This is a genomic window from Clostridium tyrobutyricum DSM 2637 = ATCC 25755 = JCM 11008, assembly GCF_000359585.1.
GTDB classification, from domain to species: Bacteria; Bacillota; Clostridia; order Clostridiales; family Clostridiaceae; genus Clostridium_B; species Clostridium_B tyrobutyricum.
This window is the reverse complement of record NZ_APMH01000034.1, coordinates 1-16,459: the sequence shown is the minus strand read 5'-3', so window position 1 is coordinate 16,459 and position 16,459 is coordinate 1. Positions and strand designations below refer to the sequence as shown.

General features: G+C 27.5%; 20 protein-coding genes. 8 read left to right on the top strand and 12 right to left on the bottom strand.

Going from position 1 to position 16,459, the window contains the following annotated elements; genetic code table 11:
• Nucleotides 1–4: 4 nt before the first annotated feature.
• The 6 genes from J418_RS0112780 to J418_RS0112755 are packed head-to-tail and all read right to left on the bottom strand — an operon-like array spanning nucleotide 5 to nucleotide 5,656.
• Nucleotides 5–961 (bottom strand): bifunctional lytic transglycosylase/C40 family peptidase, encoded by a 957-nt coding sequence (locus J418_RS0112780; RefSeq protein WP_017895794.1) that lies wholly within the window; start codon nucleotides 959–961, stop codon nucleotides 5–7.
• Nucleotides 958–2,271: a hypothetical protein gene (locus J418_RS0112775; protein WP_017895793.1), complete on the bottom strand. Its 1,314-nt coding sequence runs from the start codon at nucleotides 2,269–2,271 to the stop codon at nucleotides 958–960. The genes J418_RS0112780 and J418_RS0112775 overlap by 4 nt, the downstream gene beginning before the upstream one ends.
• On the bottom strand, nucleotides 2,268–4,280 hold the full coding sequence (locus J418_RS0112770) for a VirB4 family type IV secretion system protein (protein ID WP_017895792.1): 2,013 nt from the start codon (nucleotides 4,278–4,280) through the stop codon (nucleotides 2,268–2,270). Before J418_RS0112770 ends, J418_RS0112775 begins: the two co-directional genes overlap by 4 nt.
• 10 nt (nucleotides 4,281–4,290) lie before the next feature.
• A complete protein-coding gene (gene trsD / locus J418_RS0112765) occupies nucleotides 4,291–4,899 on the bottom strand; it encodes a TrsD/TraD family conjugative transfer protein (protein WP_017895791.1) in 609 nt (202 codons plus the stop codon).
• Nucleotides 4,899–5,303 (bottom strand): hypothetical protein, encoded by a 405-nt coding sequence (locus J418_RS0112760; protein ID WP_017895790.1) that lies wholly within the window; start codon nucleotides 5,301–5,303, stop codon nucleotides 4,899–4,901. The genes trsD and J418_RS0112760 overlap by 1 nt, the downstream gene beginning before the upstream one ends.
• 14 nt (nucleotides 5,304–5,317) lie before the next feature.
• A complete protein-coding gene (locus tag J418_RS0112755) occupies nucleotides 5,318–5,656 on the bottom strand; it encodes a CagC family type IV secretion system protein (protein WP_017895789.1) in 339 nt (112 codons plus the stop codon).
• A 139-nt stretch (nucleotides 5,657–5,795) separates the two neighbouring features.
• Here J418_RS0112755 and J418_RS16230 point away from each other — a divergent pair, with 139 nt between their 5' ends.
• On the top strand, nucleotides 5,796–5,966 hold the full coding sequence (locus J418_RS16230; RefSeq protein WP_017895788.1) for a ribbon-helix-helix domain-containing protein: 171 nt from the start codon (nucleotides 5,796–5,798) through the stop codon (nucleotides 5,964–5,966).
• Nucleotide 5,967: 1 nt separating this feature from the next.
• On the opposite strand, the gene J418_RS0112745 is transcribed toward J418_RS16230, so the two are convergent.
• Complete coding sequence (locus tag J418_RS0112745) at nucleotides 5,968–7,038, bottom strand: hypothetical protein (protein WP_017895787.1); 1,071 nt, start codon at nucleotides 7,036–7,038, stop codon at nucleotides 5,968–5,970.
• A 161-nt stretch (nucleotides 7,039–7,199) separates the two neighbouring features.
• Here J418_RS0112745 and J418_RS0112740 point away from each other — a divergent pair, with 161 nt between their 5' ends.
• The gene (locus J418_RS0112740; protein ID WP_017895786.1) at nucleotides 7,200–7,391 is read left to right on the top strand and encodes a hypothetical protein; all 192 of its coding nucleotides are present in this window, start codon (nucleotides 7,200–7,202) and stop codon (nucleotides 7,389–7,391) included.
• 35 nt (nucleotides 7,392–7,426) lie between these two features.
• Here J418_RS0112740 and mobQ read toward each other — a convergent pair whose 3' ends face one another.
• Complete coding sequence (gene mobQ / locus J418_RS0112735) at nucleotides 7,427–9,451, bottom strand: MobQ family relaxase (protein ID WP_017895785.1); 2,025 nt, start codon at nucleotides 9,449–9,451, stop codon at nucleotides 7,427–7,429.
• 260 nt (nucleotides 9,452–9,711) lie between these two features.
• Here mobQ and J418_RS0112730 point away from each other — a divergent pair, with 260 nt between their 5' ends.
• Both J418_RS0112730 and J418_RS0112725 read left to right on the top strand, forming a co-directional pair.
• On the top strand, nucleotides 9,712–9,933 hold the full coding sequence (locus J418_RS0112730) for a hypothetical protein (RefSeq protein WP_017895784.1): 222 nt from the start codon (nucleotides 9,712–9,714) through the stop codon (nucleotides 9,931–9,933).
• Between the two features lies 1 nt (nucleotide 9,934).
• Nucleotides 9,935–10,180, top strand: a complete 246-nt coding sequence (locus J418_RS0112725; RefSeq protein ID WP_017895783.1) for a hypothetical protein — start codon at nucleotides 9,935–9,937, stop codon at nucleotides 10,178–10,180.
• A gap of 11 nt (nucleotides 10,181–10,191) precedes the next feature.
• On the opposite strand, the gene J418_RS0112720 is transcribed toward J418_RS0112725, so the two are convergent.
• The 4 genes from J418_RS0112720 to J418_RS0112705 all read right to left on the bottom strand — a co-directional run bounded on the left by J418_RS0112720 (nucleotide 10,192) and on the right by J418_RS0112705 (nucleotide 13,204).
• On the bottom strand, nucleotides 10,192–10,530 hold the full coding sequence (locus J418_RS0112720; RefSeq protein WP_017895782.1) for a hypothetical protein: 339 nt from the start codon (nucleotides 10,528–10,530) through the stop codon (nucleotides 10,192–10,194).
• A gap of 2 nt (nucleotides 10,531–10,532) precedes the next feature.
• Nucleotides 10,533–11,762 carry an Alp7A family actin-like protein gene (locus J418_RS0112715; protein ID WP_017895781.1) on the bottom strand — a complete coding sequence of 410 codons (1,230 nt, stop codon included), beginning with the start codon at nucleotides 11,760–11,762 and terminating at the stop codon, nucleotides 10,533–10,535.
• Between the two features lie 168 nt (nucleotides 11,763–11,930).
• Entirely contained in the window at nucleotides 11,931–12,539 is a 609-nt protein-coding gene (locus J418_RS0112710) for a hypothetical protein (protein ID WP_017895780.1), read from the bottom strand.
• 416 nt (nucleotides 12,540–12,955) lie between these two features.
• Nucleotides 12,956–13,204, bottom strand: coding sequence for a hypothetical protein (locus J418_RS0112705; protein WP_136711256.1), 249 nt, complete (start codon nucleotides 13,202–13,204; stop codon nucleotides 12,956–12,958).
• Nucleotides 13,205–13,780: 576 nt separating this feature from the next.
• On the opposite strand from J418_RS0112705, the gene J418_RS0112700 reads away from it, so the two are divergent.
• The 4 genes from J418_RS0112700 to J418_RS0112685 all read left to right on the top strand — a co-directional run bounded on the left by J418_RS0112700 (nucleotide 13,781) and on the right by J418_RS0112685 (nucleotide 16,432).
• Complete coding sequence (locus J418_RS0112700) at nucleotides 13,781–14,320, top strand: sigma-70 family RNA polymerase sigma factor (RefSeq protein WP_017895778.1); 540 nt, start codon at nucleotides 13,781–13,783, stop codon at nucleotides 14,318–14,320.
• A 60-nt stretch (nucleotides 14,321–14,380) separates the two neighbouring features.
• Nucleotides 14,381–14,716: a hypothetical protein gene (locus tag J418_RS0112695; protein WP_017895777.1), complete on the top strand. Its 336-nt coding sequence runs from the start codon at nucleotides 14,381–14,383 to the stop codon at nucleotides 14,714–14,716.
• A 23-nt stretch (nucleotides 14,717–14,739) separates the two neighbouring features.
• A complete protein-coding gene (locus tag J418_RS0112690; RefSeq protein WP_026142658.1) occupies nucleotides 14,740–15,666 on the top strand; it encodes a GH25 family lysozyme in 927 nt (308 codons plus the stop codon).
• Nucleotides 15,667–15,733: 67 nt separating this feature from the next.
• Nucleotides 15,734–16,432: an MreC domain-containing protein gene (locus J418_RS0112685; RefSeq protein WP_017895775.1), complete on the top strand. Its 699-nt coding sequence runs from the start codon at nucleotides 15,734–15,736 to the stop codon at nucleotides 16,430–16,432.
• Nucleotides 16,433–16,459: the final 27 nt, after the last annotated feature.

Sequence of the window (16,459 nt, the reverse complement as noted above, 5' to 3'; positions counted from 1 at the left end):
TTTTCTATTTTCTAACTCTTCCATACCCTGCTAGATGTGCTTTCCAAAAGCTATTATCTAAACTTGTATATCCAATTCCATGACCACCACTTTGATACATTTTATTTCCACCAACATATATACCAACATGAGTTATATAATCACCACATTGATATGTGCCTTGAAAAAACACTAAATCACCTGGCTTTACATCACTTGGAGCAACTTTGCTTGTTGCGTCATACTGTGCTTGTGCTGTACGTGGAAGATTTATTCCTGCCTGACCATATACATACTGTGTAAGTCCTGAACAATCAAAACCAGTAGAAGGATTAGAACCTCCGAATACATAAGCTTCTCCCTGAAACTTTCCTGCTGTACCCATTATTTTTTTATATAAATCACTTCCTAGAGCCGATTGAGAAGCTCCCTCTTCCCCTTCTGTATCTGTCATACTCACATATCTCATAACATGGTCATAGTAACTGGGGTCACCATATCCGCCCCCATGTGAAGCTGAAAAAGATTCTGCAAGTTCTTTTGTGCTTTTACCACCATTTGAAGCTACATAATCTACATATCCCTGACCAAAGTTATAACTTTGAATAATTGTAGCCAAATCACATTTTTTCTTATCTGCATACTGAACTATTGAGCTAAAATACTTTATTCCAACATTTAAAGATGTTTCAGGGTCTACAATTGAGTTAGGTGGAAGCCCTTCGCTCTCCGAGCTTTGCATTATATCATTTGTCCCTGTATCTCCTGATTCCTGATAAACAATAGCAAGTAATACCTCTGTATAATTTCCAACTTTGTATTTATTAGCAACTTCTGATACTAAAGGTCGCCATTTCTGAACAGCAGCAGGTATATTTGCTTTACCGAAATTATTGTTGTCCTCCTGTTGCTGTTTATATCCGAAAACAGCAACGATAATTATAAAAAATATTGCAACAACAGCAATTATTATTTTTTTCATTTCTTACTATCCTTTTGTAAATATTGTTGGGTTAAATCATCTATTTGTTTTTTTATGGCAGCTTTCTTTTTACTGTCTGTTTCTTTAGACATACTGCCCTTTAAAGAATTTATTTTATTTGTAGCATTTTTTTCATTTATTGCTGCTGTAATATTTTTATCTTGTAATTTAGAATTTACATCTTCGGCGTCAACTATATTTCCATGTGCTATAAACGCCAGTGCTAATCTTTCTAACTGGTCATTATCTGAAATAAGCTGTTTTCCTGCCAATAAATAGTTGTAATTATATGAAACTATCTGTTTTTCAGTATTTATATAACTATTATTAGTTTTAAGGTCTAATATTTTTTTCTGATTACCTGTTTCATACATTCTCTTAATCACTTTACTTGTTGAGTTTGAGTCTGCTTTTATTGCACTATCATATTGTCCAAATTCCATGTAAGTATCAGCTATCTGTGATTTTGTGTACCCACTCTTTTTCAATAAATTAGTTCCTCTTTTATATTCTCCTAAGCTTAAATACTTATAAGCATTTGCCTTATTATCTGCCATTTCAATTTTGTTTAAGTAAACATCTTTTACTTTATTGTTAGAAACCTTACTTACGCCAATAACCACAATCAAAATAATTAATATAACAGCACCAGTTAATATCCTTGACATGGTCTTTTTTTGTGTGTTCAACTTTTTAGTAGTTTCAATATCTTTAAAATGCTGTGTTTCATCAGTATTTAATTTTTCATTTACTATTGAATGAAGTTCTTCTATAGATTGAGCCTTATCAACTTTAAATAAGAAATTGTCCTTTATCTTATTTAGAAGTGAATTTTTATTTATCTTAAATTTTTCAAGTGAATACTGTGAAATCATTGACATTACAAGTAATTTATATTGTTCTAAGTCCGTATAATTATGAATATATGGAATAAGTTTATTACTTCTATACATGAACTTTATACTCTTTAAATCCTTAAAAAATATATTCTGTGGGTGCAGTATGACCTTATCTTCAAAGGCTTCAAGTGGATTTATAGCAAGTATTCTTTCAAGGATTGATAACCTTAATACATTTGAATAAGTTTTAGCCCTTATTATAAGTTTATATCCTTCTTCTATGCTGTATTTTAAAATATATTTTTGTCCTTCATGCTTTACAGATACAAGAGGAAAACAGTATTTATTTTCTTTTTTTAACACTTCAAGCTCACTTACATTTTCAGCTAAAACCTTACTATCATTTATGTGTACGGTGTATTCATTCTTTTTTGTATATACTGTTAAATCATCTATCAATAGTATTTTCAAGCTCTCCACCCTCCTAAACTATTCTTTATTTCTTCCATTTCCATAGGACTTATATAAAGCTCATTTTCATAATCTGGCTGTTCCTGTGGGTCTTTCTCATATTTTTCCTTATACCTTCCTTTGTTTTCTAACCTTAATTCTTCCTTACTAAGCTGTATTTTCATAAAAACCCTTTTTGTTCCATATAAAAGTAAAGCTTCACCCTGTCTTTTTGCCCTAAGTAGGGATATTTCAGGTTTAGAGAAATTCAATTGTAATTTCTCTATAACTTCATCAACTCCCCTGTTATCAAGCCCGAAGAATAGCTTTGTAAAACTATTTTCAATTACTGCTGTTCCAAGACCGCCTTCGGCTTTCAATACATCTTGTATCTGCTGTGTTACTGCTATAGCCCCTGCATGATACTTTCTGAACCTCTTATATGCCTGAACAAAGAAGTCTGCACTCTCCTTGTTTTTTATTAAAAAATGAAATTCATCTATAAATAAATAAGTGTATTTATCATCTTTATTTGACTTTGTTATAATATCCCAAAGATAACTAAAAGTATTTAAATAACAAGCTCCTTGAATATCAGCTTCACTCTGTAGAGCCTTTAAATCAAAAGAAATAATGTTGTTGTTCAGGGCTATATTTGTATAGCCATTAAACAACGAATTTGAGCCATATACATAACTTTTAAGTATAAAGTAGAAGTCTTTAATCTTATTAAATTCTTCTTCACTTTCCTTTTTTAAATCTCCGATTTTTTTATATAAATCCTCGAATATAGGAAAATCCTCATGTGTCATTTTGTTTATATCTTTAATTTCCCTGAACCTGTCATAAAGGCTCATTACAAGACTTTCTATTATAGACATTTCAACCTGTGTCATATTACTTTTTATTGCTTTAAATAGTCCCCTTAACCTCTGACATTTCTGCTTTATAAGATTTTCAACTCTAGCACTTTCACTCATATTTTTAATTGATTCATTTTCTGTAATTTCTTCTGAAAATATTTCAAGTGGGTTTATTTTAGTATCAGATATACTTGATAGATGTACTACAGTACCCCCAAAATATTCAATAATATCTGTATATTCATTTTCAGGGTCTATAATATAGACATTAAAACCTCTTGCTATAAGATTGAGTATCTTTCTTTTCAGGTAAGTAGTTTTTCCAACTCCTGACGTTCCGACAACAACCATATTTTGATTAAGTGTCTTTCTATCATTTAAATAATTGATTGATACTATGGAATTTGTAATCTTATTTGTTCCTTCAATAATTGAATTTGGGGAAAGGTCACATATTTCACTATCATCAAATAAGAAAAATGAACTTGCTGCTGTTGTATTTGACATCTGATATGTGTAAGCTTTAAGTTTATTCTGTTGAAGTGGTAAGGCTGACCAGTAGGCGTCACCCATACGATAGTATGGAATTATACCCCTCATATGAACTTTCATTAAAATTCTATTGACATTTTCTTCTAACCTATTGATTAATTCAAGACTTTCTGCTTGAATTAATATATAAGTATAAATATACAAGAACCCGAATTTATTATTAAGAGATTCCCTTAATTGGTTTTTTGCACTCTTAATTTGTTCCTCAAGGTTCATAGTAAGCCTTGGGTCTTTGGTTTTGAGCAATTCGGCTTGTTTATTCTTTATACTTTTATTGTAATAGTCCAACATTGTGCTATCATTAGCCTTTTCAGCATATTGTGTAATGGTGATATTACCCTTTAATCTTTTAAGGTCTGATAGCCAGTTCCCTCTTGCTTGGGTGGGATATTGGGCTATTGCAATAACCCTTACATAGTTCCCACCTAATTCTACATTGTCTTTATTTTCTTTATATACAAAAGGATAAATGGCTTCTATTGGAGTATTATCAATAATTCCTTTTAATTCATCTTTTTTAACTTCTTCTACCTTCTCAATTTCTTTAAGTTCCAGCTTTTCATTACTTACTTTTTTACTATCACTCTTTTTGCTGTTAATTTTTAACTTAAACATTCAACCACTCCTATACATAAATCGAATTTTTAAAATCTATAAACCTGTGAAGTGCAATTATAATATCTTTTGCATTTAATATAGTAGTTTCTGCGTCATAGGATTCTAAAAGCGTATTTAAAGAGTTCTGTACATTTTTAACCTTTTGATTAAGAGTTTTTTCAGCAAGTTTTAATTCCTCAATAGTCCTTTTTTTAAGCTTTTCACTTAAAATTATTAAGTGCTGTTTAGTAGTTAAGTCACTTGAAAGCTCCATATCCTGATATTCCAAACAATATGAAGCGATAAGCTGTAATAAATGCTTGTTAGCATTGTTTGCTTTAGCTTCTAAATACCTCTTTTTCCAGTAGAGATTATAGTTCTTCATATCAAGTGGTATTGTCATAGAAACTATTTCAGGATTATCTTCTTTGTTTTGTCCTAAAAAAGAAGCATAATCTTCAAAGAGTACATTTTGTTCATACTGTGCAAGTAGGTCTAAGTTAATTCCTTCAACTTTAATCATAGAAATAAGGCTATTATCCTTTAGATACACAAAATCCTCGTATACGCCCTCTATCGGGCTTATATCCTGTATGAATTTCTCTGCTGTTTGAGTTTGTTTTTTATTTTTCTGCATTATTTAACCTCACCTCTTTTTTTAGGCTTTAAGAAAAACATCTTTTGTCTGCTGTAGAAGCTTAAAATATTCTTCAAATATTCAACGCACCTTATGTTATTTCTATACTTTACTGGTCTTGCAATAGCTAAAATAAATCCTCCTGCCAAAAGTGCAACTGCTAATAATGCCTTTACAATCCAAAGTCCTAGTATACTGTAAGGAGGTATTGCAAGTATAACAACTGAAATAAGTAAAGGTATAGAAACATACTTAATTGCGTCTATACCTGTAAGCCCTGGTATTAAGTTGTAACTACTCTCTACATTTCTAGGAAAAATAAATTTCTTTCCTTCTCTCTTTTCTCCATCATCATCAAGCATTTCTAAAAGAGCCTTTTTTATATCATCTTTACTGATGTTCATAATTGCTCACTTCCTTATTGAAATAATGCGTATATCCAAGGTATAAGCCATGTCAAAGCTCCTCCTGCTGCTACTGCTGCCCCTACCATTCCAACACCTCTCCACATTTCATTTTTCATGTTAGGGTCATCTAAACTAGGTAATTTAGATATTACTATCTTTGCGGCTGCTATAACTCCAACTATTGCAATTATAGATGTTATAACTACTTTTATAGTTGTAAGTCCTTGATTTAACTTACTTTGTACCTCCCCTGCGTCTGATGCAGCACTTACTATTCCTGTACTGTCCAATACTAAAATTGCTGTGTAGGCTGAAACTAAGCATTTTGTTATTTTATTTTTAATTTTCATCTTTTTTCCTCCCAAATTTATACTATATATTTATACTACCATCAATTAATTTTAATTACAAGTAGTTTAAATCAATTCAAAATGATGTAATTGCAATTAGTTGCCATCAATGATACAATTTTTTTGAGGTGATTTTATTATGACTAATGCTAAAAAATATGGTCTTGTAAATAGGACAAGAATTTCCAATGCTGTAGATACAAAATTGTATGAAAAACTAACTGAATTATCAAAAGAAACAATGATACCTATTTCAAAACTTTTAGATAAAGCTATAACTTTATTACTAGATGAATATGATAAAAAATAATTTAGCTTATACTTCTATTCTTTAAGCTCAAACTTTTATCAACTTTTCTTTTCTTTTCTAATTTTAAGTAGTTATTTAATTCATCTAAATTTTTTATAGCTTCATCTTTTTTAAAATAAGGTGAAACCCTTGATAATTCACCTTTTCTATTGCATTTATTAATAGAATAGCCTTTTCTATTATTTACAATTTCAAAAGGCTGTTTAGTTTCATCAAGCTTTTTATTAAGCTCGATTCCATAAAATCCTAAAAATCCCTCTAAAAAGGCATGACTGTCATTTTTTATCTCTGTCTTAATATTATTTATTTTCTTATTATTCTGTAAATTATTGGTAATAGTTTCCTTTGCTTTATTTAAATTATCTGTAATTTTAAAATCAATTCCTTTAGATTCTATATTGAAATGTTTTAATGTCTTATCTATTAACTGTTTTCTTACAGAAGGTTTATCTTCAAGGCTCTCTAATAAAATCTTTTTTCTAGCATTGTTTAATGTTGTAGTGTCAAGCTTTAAGCTATTAATATTGAATGAATTTAATCTAATTTTATCTTTGTTATCTTTCAAATAGATACAAGTATCTTTATCTAATTTAAAAATTGTTCTGTCCCTAATAATCTCATATTGTCCAGATTGAAATAAACTTTTAAGTGCTTCATCTTTAGTTTTAAAATCTTTGGTAATTGTGTAAGGTTCTTTACCTTCCTCTTGGTACTCTAAAAAATATTTATTTTCATCTTCTTTTTTTAAACTAACTGATGATTTATCATCAATATTAAATTTTTTTAGCACCTTACCTCTTTTATTAAATAACTCTTTCTTTTCAAACTTCATTAATTCATAAATCACTTCATACTCAATCAACTTTAACTTAATACTTTTCTTTTCTCGTTGTTCTATTTTTTTACTTTCTCTTAAATCTCTCTCCAAATTATCTAATCTTCTTTTTTCATCTTCATAACTTTTTAGATATTTTTGTCTTTCCTGATATAGTCTTATTTTTTTAAGATTTTTTTCCATAACAAGATAAAAATTATCCTCATCATTTTTATCTTTATCATCTTTATCTTTCAATTTAAATCCCCCTTTATAAAATTTGATATTTTTCTGTATAGTTGATATGATATAAGTGTTAGTTATCTTATAATATATATTATACTGCATATTCATTGAATATTCAATGAATACTAATTAAATACTTTTTATATTTCAAAATAGATAAAGGAGCTACTATTATGGATAATGAAATAAATAGTAATGATGAACTTTCAAAAGATAAAACACAAATTCAAATTAAATTTGAAAATCAATTATTGGAAGCCATAAAGCAATATCAAATAGATAGTTTAGAACCTGAACGTGTCGGAGCTATAAAAACCTTAATCAGATTTGCTCTACATGAAAAAGGATATTTGAAAAATTTTTAAGTCAGGAACCTTATTATAATAAGGTTTCTTTGTTTTTATAAGCCTATATTCCTTCTTCTCTTCCTTTTTCGCTTTAGCTTCAATTCTTTTTCCCTCTCTAATTCATCTTTATTTCTGATTGCAACTTGATTTATTAGAGTTCTTAAACTATCAAATAATAAATTACCATGTTTAGGTCTATTGGTATTTTCCTCATATTCTTGTATAGATTTATCAAATTTATCAAATTCATCACTATAATTATTTTTATCATTAGTTCTATAAACTTTGAAATCTCTCAAATAATTATCCTTGCTAAAATATTCATCTATCATCTTTTTACTGTTACTATCCAGTTCATCAGTATGAGAGGCACATTCAGCATAGAACATATATACAAATCCCTTATTACTTAATTTAAAATCAGTATATTTTTGTCTTAAAATATTTTTATCATTTTTAAGTAAATAGAGTATTTCAATCTGTTGTTCTTGGCTATATTTTCTTGGTGGACTTTGAAAATCTTCTGGTCTTAATGTTTTACAATAATAGTCTTTAGCCATTATAAAAATTTCTTTTTCTTCAATAGTCATTCCAGTTCTACCTTCCCATGTAGGGTACATTTCTTTTAATTGATTATCATAAATTTTATTCATAATTTCTAATGACTTTTTTAATTTTTCTCTTGCTATAGTAATTTTATTCAATGACTTTATTGCACCATCAGGAGCATTTTTTACACTTTCTATATCTTTAAAAGAAATATTATATTTTTGTTCTACTTCATTAAATAAATTTTCTAAATGATTTATATTATTTTTTATAGAAATAGAAAATCTAATCTTATTATTCAAAATATCCTTCAAATTATTTTCAAGCATATCATTTTCAGCATATCTTCTAACTTGTTGGATTTCCTTTTCATCAAGTATTTTATTTTCTCTTAAACTTGTATCAACTAAATATATCTTTTCATGCTTATTTAATTTATCTATTTCTAAATCTTTGTAATACTTATTTATAAATTTATCTGCTCTATTTTCAAGAATATTTTCAGCAGTAGAAAGAATGGCTTCTTCCTTTTCTATCCTATTTAAAGCCTTAATTTTATCTACAGTATCATCTTTAAATTTCAAAGATTTATTCCAATTTTTAAGTTGTTCTTTCCTTTTATTGATAGTATCAATATTTACATATGTCTTTAAATATTTTGCTATTTTACTTAGATTTCTAACTTCATCTTTAGTCAGGCAAGAATAGACTTTTTTATTATTTAAATTTCTTTCTCTTTCCTGCTTATACTTATTCAACTCTATTATGGTTCTGTTATACTCTCTCACTCTTTTATTGCTATTTACCCTATCTGATATTTTACCTCTTTTAACCATATTTCTTGCTGCATATCCTTCATGTATTGTAGGTCTAGTTTCTTTTCCTAACTCTTTATTACTCTTACAGCTTATAGAAATACCTTTGTCCTGCAAGGCACGATTTGAAAAATCTTCCCATGACTTACGCCATTGTTTCATTTTATTTTTATCGTTCCAATCTACAGTATTTATTCTCATAGATTTTTTTCTACCTGTCTTTTTATCTGTAACTATTTTCTTTCTACATTTAGCTCCCCATTTTCCATTTTCGTCAAATGGTCTTACTGTAAGCATGACATGAAAATGTGGATTATCTTTGTTATCTCTATGAATAGCAATATCAGCAACCATTCCTTCATCTGAAAAATTCTTCTTACAGAAATCATAAGTAAGCTTTTCCTGTTCTTCATTACTTAATTCTTTAGGAAGTGCAATATTAAACTCTCTTGCTAATTGTGAATTATATTGTTTTTCTTTTTTCTCAACTTCATTCCATAATCTTTCCCTACTACTAGCCCATGAAGGAGCGTCTTTAGGTACTAATATCATTGTTACAGGTTGAACTTTTCTTCTATAAAATTTATCACTTTGACTTCTTTCATCGTGTAATTTTTCTCCACTTCTATAGGCAGCACAGGCAACAGCTGAACGTTGTCTACCTTGTTTATTTGACCTACTTATTATTTGACCTGAAAAATGATATATCGCCATAACGCCCCTCCTTTCATCACATTAATTTATTAATGCTCAAAACGCAAAAGCGTTTTGCTTTTATTTTAATAAATTTTTTCTTAAAAAATTTCGCACACACCATTTATGGTGTATAAGTGCGCCCTTCATAAACTCGGGATAACTAAAACCTTACAAATTAATTATATCACTACCATATTTACCATTCAATATGAATGTTTGATTTTTTTGTCATAAATGCTATAATTAATTACAATAGATATAATATTGGAGGTTTTATTATGGCTAAAAATAAGATAGATGATATAGAAGCACAAATTGAAAAATTGAAAAAGAAAAAGGCTGACTTAATTGCAAAAATTGAAAAGGAAGTAGGAGCATATCTCATAAAATCTTGGGGGCTATCTGATTATTCTACTAAGGATATTTTAGGATTAATAGATGAGTATAATCCTAATAAAGATAATAAATCTAATAATGTAAATTCTAATTCATCAGTTTAATATGAATAACATTGAAAAATTAGATTTAAAAATTAGATATTTAGAGGATAAAAAGAAAGCCCTAAGTAAATCAGTAAGCTATGAAGAACGTAAAAAAAGGACAAGACGTCTAATACAGACTGGTGCATTAGCAGAAAAGTATTTTAATATAGAACACCTATCTATAGAAGATAGAGAAGCTATATTTTCTATGTTTGCGGAATATATAAAAACTAATGCTCCTAAAAAGTATGCTCTAAAAAAATAGACGAACAAGATTTAATAATCCTGTTCGTCTAGATCTTCATCATTTATTTCACCTTTCACATCTGTTATATTACTTATAATAGAACCTTCCTCAAGATCAGATTTTTGACTTAATGATATTTCAATTTCACTATCATTACTACTTTTCTTAATTACAACATTATCTAATTTATTTAAAATTTGATCTAATTTTTCAAGAATTAATTTATTACTTAGATCTTTTTTAACCAATTCTACAATATATGGTGTTAGATTTCTTCTTAAAGCTTTTTTGTTCAATATATTATAAACATCTTCTGGAATTTCTCTAACATTTAAAACCATTCTATTCTTTTTCTTATCACCACTCAATGTTACTCTCCTTTTGTATTATCTTTGATTTTTTTCATTTCATTTATAGATAATATTTCAAGTGCTGTTAAGTTAATAGTTCTTGAAGTTGGTTTAAAGATCTCTTTTTTATCATCTTCTAATATTTCATCAAGGAAAAAATGATTATTTTCTGATGCTTGATCTGTCATATTTTTAAGTAATGAAACTTTCATATAAGGCTCTAATACCGGCGTTTCTCCGCCAAGATATATGAATTTAATTACTTTATCTTTAGTTTTAAATGTATTAAAAATCTGAAATATTAATAAATCTGAATACTCTTGTAACATCTCTTTTATTATATTTGTAAAATCAAAATTTTCTCCTGTATTTTCATCTTTAAGCACATATTTTTGATCTTTATAATTAGCAACAATGAATTTTTCCAATGCACCTAAATCATGAAAATATTCAAGTAATTTTTCCTTTCTTAATGTTTCAAGTCTACCTAAAAATGGTTCTATATCTATAACTTTAAAACTATCTCTTCCTTTTGGTGCTGTTAGTCCTTTTCCTAATAGAACTGCATCAGTAGATCCACCGCCTATATCACTTAATACAACTTCATAATCACTAAATTTATTTACTAATTCTTGTCTTTTATCTATTGTGATTACATTATCATCATTAGATGTCATTTTGTATTTTATAGCATATCTAGCAACTTCACTTTCTATTCTGCAGCTTGATTTTTCAACATTGATTTTAATATCTCTTTCCATACCTAATGTAATAATTTTTACTTGATGTTCACCTAAAAATCTCTTTTCCATTTGATTCTCTGCTATACTAAATTTTTCTGCCCTTTTTAATAACCATATAGGTAACATCATACTCATATAATCTATATTTACTATATTATCATCTCTAGAAGATTTTAAGTTATTATAATAGGCAACTGCTGCTAAAAAAGAAGCATACGGTATTACACTTTTTATCTTATCATGCATAGTATTTACATGAATATTAGACAGTTTACTCTTTTCAGCAAACTCACCTACTAAATAAAACCTTTCCTTTCCTTCATAATTAGTTGAAATAACAAGCCTGTCCAATAACTCTTTTGATTCTGTTATAGGTGAAACAAATGTTTCAGAAGCTTCTTTTTCTGAGATTTCAACTACATTAGTTGGTATTTCAAAATAATATCCATCAATCATAAAATTATTTGTACTATTTCCAAAATCAGCATTAAATCTTTTTATATCCATCTTGCATTACTCCCTTTAAAATATAGTTAAAGTATACTGTAATACACTTTAACTATATTTTACCATATAATTTTAAAAAATCAATAGATCTCATGAAATAAAGTGTATTTAAAAGCACTTTATTTCATATTTTAAACATTGTAAGTGTACTTAAAAGCACTTTGTGATTTAACTGTACTTTTCCATAAATTCCAGTAAGGCTATTGCTACTAAATCTCTTTGTTTTTCTATTCTATTAGAACAAAACTCTACAAAATCATCTAAAACTTTTTTATACGTTTTAAAAGACTTACTGAATAGTTCCCCCTGCAATTCTGGTCTATGTATATCTATTTTTTTATTTGATTTTTCAATAAAATTTATTTCATTTTTTTTATATAAACTAATAATTTTTAATATTTCAGGATATTCATTTTCAATAATTTTTTTAACTCTTTGTGTAGTAAATTCTGATAAATTATCATGATTACTTTGATTACCTTTGTTAAAATTTTTTTTATAATTATTAATAGATGATGATAATTTATTTTGATTTACTATAGAGCTATTATTGTCTACTTTTTTAGGAATATCATACATATGTGTTCTTGGATTATAGCTAATAAAAGTACCTTTTATTAGCCTTGAAAATTTTTTTCTACTAATCTTAAATTTTGTCATTATAAAAGTATCTGTATTTATTTTTTCTTCTTTGTTTCTTTTTTTATTTTCAATGGTATTATGATTTATACTCTCTGCTATATTAACAAGATCATTAATATTTATATCACCCTCCATACACTATCACTCCTATAAATTATAATAATTTACTATAGTTTATATTCTATAGAATCCATAAATTCCCTCTAAATAAGATAAAAAATAATTAATTATGTATGCTAACTCATATTAGTAATTATCATAATTTACAATAATTTATGTATATTCAATTTGAATCTAAGTCAATAAATTAGACACAAAACATCAAATATTTAAGTGGATTTTTTGCAATTATCCTCACATGTTGAAGGGTAATATATCCTCAGGATTCTATATATTCGAATATATAGAATCCTGCAAAGTTATAATCATAGTTTTAACAAGAATATCATTATTTCCTTTAGCTTTTCTTAGCCTAAAAATATAGCCTGAAAACGTAAATTCTATATTATCTCATTCATTTAGTTCCTCCCATTATTTTTTAATATGGTTGACTAAAATATAAGACAGAATAATACAGCTTCTTTGCTCCATTTCCATTGCAGAAGTTTCTTCACTACTACAAGCTGTTCCGCCCCTATATTTTGCATTAGTACTTTCATCCTCACAAAGTCTTTGCTCGTAATTTTTCCCTTGACATCAAAATCGTAGGTTCTCCAGTTCCATATAAAAGCCTGTATTATGTTCATGCCATCTTTATTACGGCTGCCGTTTATCAGTAAGTAGGTTTCTTTCAAACTCATCCCAAAATAACCATACATTTGTTTTGGTTTTTGACAGCATCTGAGCTTTTCCAAACGCCATCAGTGGTTCACTTTCGTTCATCTCCATAACACACATCTAACGAAATTGTCTGTTTTGCCTTTTCCCCAACGTTCAATACCACTGCTTTTGACAACAACACCTTGGTTTCAATGATTTGAAACTTCTACCTACACAGCAGTTTCGAGTAACCTGTCCTCATCTTTTATACAGCTCGAAACAATTTGTTTTTTCTGGATACACTATGGCCATAGCTTTCTTTAATATCTCATTCTCCTCTTCTAACTTTGTCATTTTCTTGATTAAGGTTTGATACTCAGTTGTTGTAACAATTTTATTCTTATCTAAAGGTAGTACTTCGATTTAACTTTTTACAAATCAATATATACAATCCCATAATCTTATCTATTTTTTATTAATTTAACAGTTGTTCTAAGTTTATATTTAGTATTTTATGTTAAAGAATCAACTAAATGTAATAATTATGTGAATATAGGTTACATATACAGCTAATTTACCCTTTTTATAGGTTAATAGGTAAAAAGGGGGATATAGTTTTGGGCGAATTAAAAATTATAGTAGAAAGAGCACAAGACGGTAATAAAAACTGTACGCTAATTATTATTGAAAAATTTAGACCTTTAATTAATAAATACAGTAAAAAGTTAAATTATTCTGGTGCTAATAGTGACTTAATAATATGTCTGATAGAGGTTATAAGGGATATGCCTATAGCTAAAAATCCGAAATTTAAAGAAGATAAATATATAGTTGGATATATTTACACATCTATTAAGCGTAAATATGTTCAATTATATAAAGAACATCTAAATATAATTAGCAGAGAGACAGAATTAAATTTAAATGTTATTTCTGACTATTATTTAGATGAAAGCTGGAACTTAATAGATAGTCGTATATTTATCTTAAGTTTAATGAACAAGCTGTCTCAATATCAAAAATATATTATTAAAAAAATTTTTTTATATGATTTTTCAGTATCTGATTTAGCTAATGAACTAAATATTTCTAAACAATCTGTAAATAGAGCTAAGAACAGGGCATTAAATAATTTGAGAAAATATGCAGTTGAATAATTAGAAATTTAAATATTATTTCTAATTATATTTGTAATTTTTTGATATGAGGAGATGTTTATGACAAATAAAAACTGTAAGGATTGTATATATGTATTAGATTTAAAAGACGATTTAGAAGAGCTCAAAATTGATGTAAAAGAATTTGAAAAAAAAGTTAATAAAATTGAAATAATTTCTGCTGAAAGAAAACAACAGATGGTAACAATATTCGAATCATTAAAGAAAATAGAACATACTACAGAATTTATTGAGAAAAGTGCAGACAATTATCAATTCAAATTAACTGTCAGGCAAACTACTTTAATATTAATAATATTATTAATTTTAATAATGTTATTATCAATGTCGCAAGGACTGGATTTAAATACTATAAAAGCGATTTTTAGAATATAGAATGGAGGACACTTATTTTGATAATGAAAGGAATAGATATTTATTCAGAAACTGTTATTACAGATTGGACTTCTGTTAAAAATTCAGGTTATGAGGCTGTTATGATTAAAGCTACTGAAGGTATTAATTATGTAAATCCCTTAATAAATAAACAATATAAAAATGCGAAAAATTTAAAACTAAAAATCGGTTTCTATCATTTCGCAAGAAAAAATAATCCATTGGAGGAATACACGCATTTTATAGATATTATTAACAATTATACACAGGAACTGCGTCCTGCTTTGGATTACGAAATTGGAAATAATCCAGATTTTAATTTTATTAATCAATTTATGTCTATAAATTCCAATCTGATACTATATACAACACATAATATAGGAGATAATTCAGGAATAGCAGCTAGCAGGATATGGATGGCAGAACCTAATACCAATCCAAAGGATACTAAAAATTATGCAGGAATACAATATAACTGGAATGGAAATGTAAGTGGAATACAAGGAAATGTCGATATGGATTTATTCTCAGATAGTTTTTTACTAAAAGATAATACTCCAGTTTCTACAATCAAAGTAATTCAGCAAGAGTTGAACTTAGTTTTAAAATCTAATTTACTGATTGATGGAATCAAAGGAAATCTAACTATTAAAGCAATAAATAAATTTAAAAGTATTATGGGGCTGGTACAAGATGGTATATGGGATAATAAATCAATACAAGCTATTACAGAAATATATTTACAACCTCTCGATTGTATAAAAGCTCCTCACCACGAATTTGCAACTAGATATATACAGTTTAGAGTTGGCCGTGGTAAAGATAATTTAGGAATATTTAGTACTGGTACAGCAAAATGTTTATCAATCTGGCAAAGTAAATATTCACTATCTGCAGATGGTAAATGTGGGCCTCTGACATGGGATAAGCTTCTAAATAAAAATTGTTAGAAACAAGCAATATAAACATTACCAATATAATTTTATAAAATAACTTTTTTAGGAGAGTGTATTTATTATGAAACAACTATTAATAATCGGATTGCCTTATATCATTGGAATAGTATTTTTAGTTATTATATATATATTAAAGCCGTATATACAAAGTACCTTACAATCTATAGAATGTAAATCGAAACAAGTTTTGGGACAAACTATATATAATCGAGCCAAAACTTATGCATTAGATAATATCAAATATTTATTATCTAAATATCCAGAATCTACTATAGAAGATATAATTGCCAAAGGTATTACTGCTATAGAAAATAAATTTGGCACTACATATCTTACGGAAGGTGAAATAAAAGCAATCATATCATCATCTATAATTTATATACAACATAGTTTATATGATTTATTAAATAATACTGTTGCTGCAGGAGTAACAAAAACACAACAAAAATACCTAACTGGTGAAATACAAAGTAATGACAGAAAAAAAGATGCATTTGAAAATATACTAACAGCCTTAAAGTACCTTAGTTTTCCTGTAACATCTAAATTAAAAAATACTATAGATGATAAAATAGAAGAAGCTGTATTTAATCTTAAGACAAAAGGAAAACTGGATATTCAAGATCAGAATATTTTACAACAACAAGTCACCAATTTACAGACTAAACTTTCTCAATTCAATAAAGTTAATACTCAACTAATTCAAGAGAACAATCAACTTAGACAAAAATTAAGTAGTACTCAATCTGACCCCTTATGATATATAGTATTCAAATAAGCTGTACAA

What these genes read in the sequence shown, in the direction of transcription:
- J418_RS0112740 (WP_017895786.1), top strand. Translation starts at nt 7,200, where the DNA reads ATGGATAATGAAATAAATAGTAATGATGAACTTTCAAAAGATAAAACA.
- J418_RS0112710 (WP_017895780.1), bottom strand. Translation starts at nt 12,539, where the DNA reads ATGGAGGGTGATATAAATATTAATGATCTTGTTAATATAGCAGAGAGT.
- J418_RS0112695 (WP_017895777.1), top strand. Translation starts at nt 14,381, where the DNA reads ATGACAAATAAAAACTGTAAGGATTGTATATATGTATTAGATTTAAAA.
- trsD (WP_017895791.1), bottom strand. Translation starts at nt 4,899, where the DNA reads ATGCAGAAAAATAAAAAACAAACTCAAACAGCAGAGAAATTCATACAG.
- J418_RS0112730 (WP_017895784.1), top strand. Translation starts at nt 9,712, where the DNA reads ATGGCTAAAAATAAGATAGATGATATAGAAGCACAAATTGAAAAATTG.
- J418_RS0112690 (WP_026142658.1), top strand. Translation starts at nt 14,740, where the DNA reads ATGAAAGGAATAGATATTTATTCAGAAACTGTTATTACAGATTGGACT.
- mobQ (WP_017895785.1), bottom strand. Translation starts at nt 9,451, where the DNA reads ATGGCGATATATCATTTTTCAGGTCAAATAATAAGTAGGTCAAATAAA.
- J418_RS0112755 (WP_017895789.1), bottom strand. Translation starts at nt 5,656, where the DNA reads ATGAAAATTAAAAATAAAATAACAAAATGCTTAGTTTCAGCCTACACA.
- J418_RS0112725 (WP_017895783.1), top strand. Translation starts at nt 9,935, where the DNA reads ATGAATAACATTGAAAAATTAGATTTAAAAATTAGATATTTAGAGGAT.
- J418_RS0112760 (WP_017895790.1), bottom strand. Translation starts at nt 5,303, where the DNA reads ATGAACATCAGTAAAGATGATATAAAAAAGGCTCTTTTAGAAATGCTT.
- J418_RS0112780 (WP_017895794.1), bottom strand. Translation starts at nt 961, where the DNA reads ATGAAAAAAATAATAATTGCTGTTGTTGCAATATTTTTTATAATTATC.
- J418_RS0112715 (WP_017895781.1), bottom strand. Translation starts at nt 11,762, where the DNA reads ATGGATATAAAAAGATTTAATGCTGATTTTGGAAATAGTACAAATAAT.
- J418_RS0112770 (WP_017895792.1), bottom strand. Translation starts at nt 4,280, where the DNA reads ATGTTTAAGTTAAAAATTAACAGCAAAAAGAGTGATAGTAAAAAAGTA.
- J418_RS16230 (WP_017895788.1), top strand. Translation starts at nt 5,796, where the DNA reads ATGACTAATGCTAAAAAATATGGTCTTGTAAATAGGACAAGAATTTCC.
- J418_RS0112705 (WP_136711256.1), bottom strand. Translation starts at nt 13,204, where the DNA reads ATGAGTTTGAAAGAAACCTACTTACTGATAAACGGCAGCCGTAATAAA.
- J418_RS0112685 (WP_017895775.1), top strand. Translation starts at nt 15,734, where the DNA reads ATGAAACAACTATTAATAATCGGATTGCCTTATATCATTGGAATAGTA.